Annotated in this window: 11 protein-coding genes; 3 read left to right on the top strand and 8 right to left on the bottom strand. The window is 39.7% G+C overall.

All coding sequences use genetic code 11. From position 1 onward, the window contains the following. Positions 1-113: 113 nt before the first annotated feature. The 6 genes from P20439_RS06465 to P20439_RS06490 form a co-directional block, all read right to left on the bottom strand. Positions 114-725, bottom strand: coding sequence for a hypothetical protein (locus P20439_RS06465; protein ID WP_008465443.1), 612 nt, complete (start codon positions 723-725; stop codon positions 114-116). Beyond that, a complete protein-coding gene (locus P20439_RS06470; RefSeq protein ID WP_008465445.1) occupies positions 712-1,302 on the bottom strand; it encodes a sigma-70 family RNA polymerase sigma factor in 591 nt (196 codons plus the stop codon). Before P20439_RS06470 ends, P20439_RS06465 begins: the two co-directional genes overlap by 14 nt. Positions 1,303-1,316: 14 nt before the next feature. Then, positions 1,317-1,949 carry an energy transducer TonB gene (locus tag P20439_RS06475; RefSeq protein WP_008111380.1) on the bottom strand — a complete coding sequence of 211 codons (633 nt, stop codon included), beginning with the start codon at positions 1,947-1,949 and terminating at the stop codon, positions 1,317-1,319. 141 nt (positions 1,950-2,090) lie between these two features. Then, positions 2,091-2,771: a DUF799 domain-containing protein gene (locus P20439_RS06480; RefSeq protein WP_008111381.1), complete on the bottom strand. Its 681-nt coding sequence runs from the start codon at positions 2,769-2,771 to the stop codon at positions 2,091-2,093. Position 2,772: 1 nt separating this feature from the next. Next, positions 2,773-3,120 (bottom strand): DUF4810 domain-containing protein, encoded by a 348-nt coding sequence (locus P20439_RS06485; RefSeq protein WP_008111382.1) that lies wholly within the window; start codon positions 3,118-3,120, stop codon positions 2,773-2,775. Next, complete coding sequence (locus P20439_RS06490) at positions 3,117-3,800, bottom strand: CsgG/HfaB family protein (protein WP_008111383.1); 684 nt, start codon at positions 3,798-3,800, stop codon at positions 3,117-3,119. Before P20439_RS06490 ends, P20439_RS06485 begins: the two co-directional genes overlap by 4 nt. A 338-nt stretch (positions 3,801-4,138) precedes the next feature. Here P20439_RS06490 and P20439_RS18830 point away from each other — a divergent pair, with 338 nt between their 5' ends. After that, positions 4,139-4,300: a hypothetical protein gene (locus P20439_RS18830; RefSeq protein ID WP_206769988.1), complete on the top strand. Its 162-nt coding sequence runs from the start codon at positions 4,139-4,141 to the stop codon at positions 4,298-4,300. Then, on the top strand, positions 4,273-4,614 hold the full coding sequence (locus P20439_RS06495; RefSeq protein ID WP_008465447.1) for a choline transporter: 342 nt from the start codon (positions 4,273-4,275) through the stop codon (positions 4,612-4,614). The genes P20439_RS18830 and P20439_RS06495 overlap by 28 nt, the downstream gene beginning before the upstream one ends. Positions 4,615-4,675: 61 nt before the next feature. On the opposite strand, the gene P20439_RS06500 is transcribed toward P20439_RS06495, so the two are convergent. Continuing rightward, positions 4,676-6,001: an MFS transporter gene (locus tag P20439_RS06500; RefSeq protein WP_008465449.1), complete on the bottom strand. Its 1,326-nt coding sequence runs from the start codon at positions 5,999-6,001 to the stop codon at positions 4,676-4,678. A gap of 184 nt (positions 6,002-6,185) precedes the next feature. Then, positions 6,186-6,902, bottom strand: coding sequence for a hypothetical protein (locus tag P20439_RS06505; protein WP_008465450.1), 717 nt, complete (start codon positions 6,900-6,902; stop codon positions 6,186-6,188). Between the two features lie 256 nt (positions 6,903-7,158). Here P20439_RS06505 and P20439_RS06510 point away from each other — a divergent pair, with 256 nt between their 5' ends. Next, entirely contained in the window at positions 7,159-7,869 is a 711-nt protein-coding gene (locus tag P20439_RS06510) for a VC0807 family protein (RefSeq protein WP_008111389.1), read from the top strand. The last annotated feature ends 18 nt before the right edge of the window (positions 7,870-7,887 follow it).

Here is a 7,887-nt window from a genome sequence, read left to right on the forward strand (position 1 = left end):
GATTTTATCGAGCTTTCCTCACCATTAGATTACATGGGCGATAGTTAACTATCTCTGTGCAGCGCGAAGCGCCTCTGTGTTCTCGGTGGTAATTTTATTTGAATTACCACCATCTAAGCCCCACATTCCCTAACCCCACCCCCTGCATGCTTCAGCGCTATAATCTGCCCTTTGCCATTATGTGCCATAGCGAGCATATCACCCGTACTTATACTACTCTCAACTGCATGCTTTCCTTTTAAATCACTGAGCAGTGACTGTTTAATGTGTACCAGTACCTCGTCATTACAGCTTGCTATGTACCAGTCGTTATCGACCTTTAGGAGCGTGCCGTATTCTATATGGTGTTGTTGATGGCGGCGTAAGTCGTTTGCTAGTTGGGTGTCGAGCGCGCGTTTTTGTTGCGTTATAGTGCTTGCGTAGTTACCTGTTTGATCTATTTCATGCGTTGTTATAAACGAGTAGTCGTGTATGTCTATGGTGTTTAATACGGTTTTAGGGGCAGTATTTATCACGTTGTTACTGTCGAGAACTATAAAAGCCAGTAAGCCCAGTGCGCAGGTAAGGCTTGTGAGTTGCAGGGCAAAGCCAAGCTTTTTAGGTTGTTTTTGGATTACGCTATGTTTTAACGCCTGTTGCTGAGCATACGAAAGTCTGGTGCGTGCTTTACGCTCGTTATAATGTTGTGTGAGCTTTTCATTAAACTGCTCATCAGGCTTGTTCATTATAATCTCCTAATAATTGTTTTAGGTTTTGTTTGGCGTAGCGTAGCCTTGTTTTTATGGTTTGGGCGTTGCTTTGCGTTATAAGCTCTATATCGGCAAGGCTAAAGCCTTCTTGTTGTAAGGTGATGGCTTCGCGCTGCACAAAGCTAAGTTGCTTGAGCGCAGCATTAAACGCTTCATAACTTATGTGTGTGTCGCCTATGTGTGAATCACTACTTGTTAATTCACTTTGATTGTTATTTTGCGCAGGAAGTTGGCTGTTTTCGTCAAGCTCGACAAAGTGTTGCTGTTTGCGGTATTCGTCTACTAATGTGTTACGTGCGAGTCGAAATAACCAGGCTTTGGGCGTGGTTTGTGCTTGGTAAAGGTGGCGCTTTTCAATAACCTTTAGCCATGTTTGTTGGCTTACGTCGTATGCTAAATGTGTATTAGACTGGGTAACTAGGTAGTGATATAAATCGTTACTGTATAAGGCAATAAGCTGCTCTAAGTGGCGGTTGTCGCCACTTTTTGCATACCGCGCCATGCAGTCTTTGCTTGGCGCTTCAAATAACCATGACTTAATACTCAATAGCATAGGCGCTTATTCCTTTACTGCGAACTGTCTAATTTAAAATCAAGCTGTACGGTTTGACCTGTTTGTAATTGTGCCACACCTTCAATTACTTTTGGACGATATTTCCAGCGTTTAATGGCGCGAAGTGCTTCGCGATCAAATATGCGTTTTGGCTCGGAATTTACTACCGTGGCATCAATCACTTCACCAGTGGGTGAAATATTAAAGCTAAGTTGCACCCAGCCTTCTATACCATCACGTGCTGCGCTAGTTGGGTACTTTGGATTTATGCGCACAATGGGTGAAGCATCTCCCGTAGGGCGGGTCAGTGTTTGCTTCATATCGTTACCAAATCCGTCAATTACTATGGGTGGTGCTGTGCTTATTGCTGTTATTGGCTCATTACTAGGTGTTACACGTGGTGGTGCTTTAGGCGGCACTTTAGGTGTGGGTGGTGGCGGTATTCTTTTTATATGCGTGGTTTGTTTATCTTCTGGTGCTTGAAAAATCTCAACAGTAATATCATCACCCAATTTTATAGGTGCTCTTTGTTCGCCACTAATTAAGTATTGCATAAAGGCAAATGCAATAAAGGTCATCACAGCACCGCCAATAACAGCTGTTGATGTTTTGAACATGGGGTTTTTAGGAAATTCAAGTGTGTGCATAAGCCGCTCCAAATTAACTTATTATGTTGTTTCAGAGTTATAACGGCTGAAAAATAGAAAAGGGGTTAAATAGTTTTAAAATTTAATTAATTAAAAAGCCGAGTTAGTATTTAACTCGGCTTTTGTATATTTAATTAAAAATTACTGTTTCTTTTCACTTAGCGCGGGCTGGCCGTAGTTTGGCGAGCGTGGGCCATACAATAAGCCATTGTATGTATCTGATGAAAGTAAACGATTAGAAGTAATTGCAGCAATTTCAAAGCCTTTATCACTCACTGTTTCAGCAATTTGATTAATAGCTGCAACAACTAGCATTCCGACTAAGCCACCACCCGTGTTGTTGTTTTGTTGCTCAGCAGACGATGCTCTTGCCTTATCCTGCCATAGGACTTCGCCAGTGCGTAAATCAACAAGTTTTGCTGATACAGTGACCGCTGTTTCACTTGAAATAACGACGTAGCTAGTACCGTATTCTTCAATGTTGATATATAAGGCTGAATCAGCACCAAAAATATCATGTAGCTTTTTAACGGGCACTTGGTGAATATCGTTTGCAACCGTTAAACCATTACCTTTAAAGGTTTGATCAACAACCGCAACAGGAAATACATAAAAACCTGATTCAGCGATAGGAGTCATCATTTGTGTCATTACGCTATAAGGCGCGATGACTTCTGGTGTGTTGTTTAAAGGAGGCAACACAAGAATTGAATGAGGATCTGCTTGTCTAAATGCACTGTAATCATGGCTCGGTGGCGGTGATACACAGCCTGCGAGTGCTGTTAATAATGTTGCGATAGAGATTAGCTTTAAATAACGCATATTAAGCACCCTTTGCCGATTTTAGAAGAAAGTCGATGTACTGAACTGATTCAGGAAATAATTGTTTTTCTGTTTCAAAATGAGCAATACCTTGCACAGCATTGCCTGTATCAAAATACAGCATACCTAAATGAGCATGTAATCCTGGTGCTATTGCTTTACTGTTATTAGCTGCATCAGCAATAACCTGCTCTAGAATAGTTATTTGCTCTTCAACCGAAACTTCATCTGCTTTTAAATAAGCATAAACGGCGCTGTTATAGTCACCGTAATAATAAAGAGGTTCTTTGGTGTTATTACACCCAGTAAGCGCGACGCATACTATAGCGGTAGCGATTAGCTTTTTCATGCTTTACTACCCCATTGACCCGATTCAAGACCAGTAACTAGTTTATTTACCACTTCACGAATCGCTAAATCGAGTACTTTTCCGTTTAATGTTGCATCGTATGAAGCTGTGCTACCAAAGCCAACTACTTCACGCTCTGATAAGCTGTACTCGCCAGCACCTTGTACTGAGTAAATAACTTCTGATGTTGTTACATCAACAATGTTAAGTGTTACTTTGGCGTATGCAATTTGTGATTTGCCTTTTCCTAGTAAACCGAATAATTGGCGGTCGCCAATCGCTTTACGGCCAAATTCAGTTACATCGCCAGTTACTACAAACTTTGCACCGCTAATTACTTGCTTTGCGCCTGTTAATTTAGCTTCTTCTGCAAGTGCTTGCATATTGTCGCGATCCAGCACACTAAAACGGTTAGTTTGTTGTAAGTGGCTCATTAAGGTTGTTTTTGCTTGGCTACCTAAGCGATCTTGGCCTGATGAAAATATACCATTTTGAAAACTTGAGCGATTTACAAACTGACCCACAACTAATTTACTCTTGGTGCCAGAGTAAGTGGTGTTGTAAGTTGCGACTGTTGGTGTGTCTATAGCTTTTGATGAAGTAGTTGCACAACCAGATAAAGTGGCAGCTGCAAGAGCAGCAATAAGGGCTGTTGCTAAATGTTTTTTATTTTTTAACATGAAACTTTCCAATGTTCGTTGGGGGGATAAATAATTAAACGAATACTTGGAGATGTATTTACACTGATAAGCTTATGACATTATTCAAGAATCCGTTCCGTGCCCATTTATAAACAAAAAGCGATAAATATGCAATTATTATTACTTTTCATTGTTAATAGATGTTAACAAGCGTTAATGAGTACTAACTTCTATTGCTTAAATACTATTAATATTTTCTCTGATTTTGTCGGCTAACTTTTTAGATGCATCATTTAATTGCGGCTGTAAGTGCAGGACTATTTCGGTAGGCGGTAAGTCGGGTAGTCCATGGGTTATTTAAATCACTGCGTGTGGAAGTGATTAAACGCGATAATATTCAGCACCTTAATCAGGCTACACCAAGCAGTTTGTCGCGTATCCAAGATGTGGGCTGGCAGCAGCATTTATCGCATTTAATTGCTATGCCACAAAAACAGAAGCGCTGGAATTTATGCATACCAATATTATTGATGCCATGAGCGATGTGGCTGAGGTATTTAAAAATGAAGGCTTAGAAACTCGTGTTGATGTTGAGCAAACTCACTGTGCTTTAGTCGTGGGGCATGGCAGTGAAACCGACTTTATTTATGGAACTTGGGCGCGTGAAACATCAATACCTACCTTTATGGGGGAGCGCAGCGATATTAAGCATACTTCTCAGTATTATATTGAGGTGTACTTGCAAGAGGGTTCTCAGCAATACAATATTTGTGGCTACAGTAAAAATCAGTTAATTGCTGATATTATTGACCAATATGAAAAGTACTTATACTTTTTACATCAAGTGCGTTAATCGGCTTTTATACGCGCCCAATAATGAGCGCGATTGAGTTACTAAAATGCATAGCTAAGCGCTATGCATTTTTTTGCTCGTTTTCCAGGTCTTTAAACAGCTTGCCTTGGGGATGCTCAAAAAATTCATCATCATCTTCATCTACAACCAGCATTTGATCTTGTGCTGTGGTTTCTTCAATGCGTGGATCCATAGTCGCAGCCAGTGGCGAGTTGGTAACATCGGACGTACCGACCACATAATCACTGGGTTCAGGCTGTTCAACTTTTTGTTTTGAGTTAATAAAGGTCAGTAGCAAGTACATAGCCACGGTTAATAGTGAAATAGACGCATACAATGCTGGGTGACCAAAGTAGCTCATAAGCTGTGCGTTAACTGTTGAGCCTATTGCAGCACCAGCGCCAAAAGCGACTAATAATGCAGATGATACGCCTACGCGTTCTTCGTCTTCAACCCGCGAATTGGCCAGTGCCGAACACAGCGGATATAAAGTAAAGGCAAACAAACCAAATATAAAAGTGAGTATGTAGGCAATAGGCTGTGAGGTAGGTAATAAAAACAATGCCAAACTTACAATTCCGATAGCTGCTGCATTAGTACGAATTAACACACTGCGGCGAATACGGTCGGAGAGCATTCCCATAGGCCATTGTGCTAACAAGCCAGCAAAAATAGTCACCGACATAAAAATAGCAATTTCAGCGGCGCCAAAGCCAGATAGCTTAGCAAAAATAGGCGCTAGACCATAAAAACTACCATTAATAATGCCCGCGAAATGTACCGCAGTAAGCGACTGAGGCACCTTTTTAGCGTAATCAAATAGGCTCATTTTTATCGGTTTTAACGGTTTTGGGTGAATTCTGCGAGTGATAGAAATTGGAATAATGCCGATAGCCAACGCCATGCACACTAAAAATAGCGGCGCATACCCTAGCTCAGGAAATTGTGCGAGCGCTAGTTGCCCTAAAATCATGCCTAGGTAGGAGGTGATCATATAAAAAGAGAAGACTCGCCCGCGAGATTCAGGCGCTGATTGCTCGTTTAGCCAGCTTTCTAGCACCATGTAATTACACATCATACCTAAGCCAACAAACAGCCTTAAAGCAAGCCATATGTATAGGTTATCGCTTACCCCGTGGGCGGCCACACAGGCTGTCACAGCAGCGGTACTGGCGGCAAAGGTTCTAATGTGGCCTACCGATTTTATTAGGTGGTAACCAAGTTTAGAGCCCAGCAACAAGCCAAGGTAATAACACGAGGTCATTAAGCCTATCCAAAATGTGGACGTGCCTTGCTTACCTAAATACAGGGCTAAATAGGTTGTAAGTAAGCCGGTACCAATAATTAAAAATAAATTGGCAAAGTACAGTGATGGAAATGATTTCATTAAAATGCAAATTATTGAGCTAAGACAATTAGATACTAGAGCAAGCGCCGATGATTTCCAAGCTGTATAAATCAGTTTTTATAGGCCAGCTATATGTAAACTGTAAATATGTATTATTAATATCATGAGCGCATGAAGTAATCATTTAACAGTATTTTCATTTCACCATTTTGTAGGTATTCAGCTATTTTTTATTTATTTTTTCGAAGTCTTTTTTATAGCTTGGGTGACAAATAATATTATCGTTAATGAGTACTGGTGAGTAGTTATTACTGTAGGGTAGGTGGGTTGGTATATTTAGCTCTTTATAAGCAAAGTTAATATCGGGGTAAAACGCTAAGATTAAGTCGACTCGCCCTAGTAATAAGAGTTGTAAACTTTCCATTTCACTATTTACTTCAATCACTATTTTGGCTTTTTCTTTTATTCTATCTAACTCACGGCTACTAGGTACGCCTCGAACAATGCTAATAATATCGTCGTTATTAATTTGACCTACGTTTGAAATAATTCGCTCTGGGCTATTAGACACCACTTTGATCAGCGCTTTGTTAAAAGGTGTGCTACGTAAAATGTTTTTAGGTAAGACCATCCCTTCTGAACCATCAAATGTGTCTTCTCCAGGTGCATAGCAAGCAACGCGATCTTTTAAAAACTCCAGTTTGGCACGCTTCATTGGCATGATTTCAATAATATATTTTTTATTTAGCTCAGTATCTTCAAGGGCTTTGGTTAACAACGCATGATAAACCCCTTGCTCTTCATTATTGGCTGTATGTTGAAAGAGTCCACTTAATTCTGCAACAGCAATAATGTGTTTAGCATTTACGGGTTGATGAAAACAAGCAATTAATAAAAGCAACCAAAGGGATGGTTTATAAAAATACTGAGCAATGAGCATGGATTGAAGCTAATTTATTTTTTATAGGTTAAATATAGTCTTTGAGAACCTAAATTACGACCGATGATTTAATTTAACGGCTTAATTTATACCTATTTCATTGCAGTGTAAGCTCCACATAATAAAATAATACGATTTAGTGCTGCGCTAGAATAGCGGGTTAATTGCAGGTATTATGTTTCAAGGCACTTTAAAACATTATTTACTCCACACAGGAGGAAAGTGATGGCAGCAGTAATATTTTTTGGAATTAACAATGACCAGTCATAATCAAGCCACAAAGCAGCGTAAAAAAAATAATCCGCTTATCGAAATAGTATTTAATATCATCATTCCTTCAGTCATTTTAATGAAGTTCTCTGGCCCTGAATATTTAGGCAGTGTGGTTGGCTTAATTGTGGCGCTCATATTTCCTATTAGTTATGGTATTTATGATTTTATAAAAGCGGGCTCATTAAACTTTATTTCACTTTTGGGCTTTTTAAGTACTTTACTTACCGGTGGTATAGCGCTGTTTGAGCTTAACGTTGAGTGGTTAGCAATTAAAGAAGCGGCTATACCGGCAATTATTGGTTTTACAGTGCTAATGTCGGGCTTTTTTGGTAAGCCCTTGCTAGCCAAACTTTTATTAAACTCACTTTTATTCAAGTTAGACACTATTTACGATGCCCTTGCTGAACGCGGCAATACGCAAAGCTTTAAACAAAAAATTACTAACGCTAACTATTTATTAGCGCTGACCTTTGTGTTTTCATCAACTATGAATTACCTCTTAGCTAAATGGATTGTTACTAGCCCCGCAGGTAGTGTGGAATTTAACGAACAACTTGGCGAAATGACCCTATTAAGTTATCCCGTTATTGCCATTCCTTCTATGCTGATGCTTATTGGTATTTTTATATATGTAATTAAGGTGCTGACTAAGCTAACCGGTATGAAGTTTGAAGAAATGGTTAATGCCGAGTAGATAAAAACGCATAAAAAA

The organism is Pseudoalteromonas sp. BSi20439, assembly GCF_000241165.1.
In the GTDB taxonomy this organism is placed as follows: Bacteria; Pseudomonadota; Gammaproteobacteria; order Enterobacterales; family Alteromonadaceae; genus Pseudoalteromonas.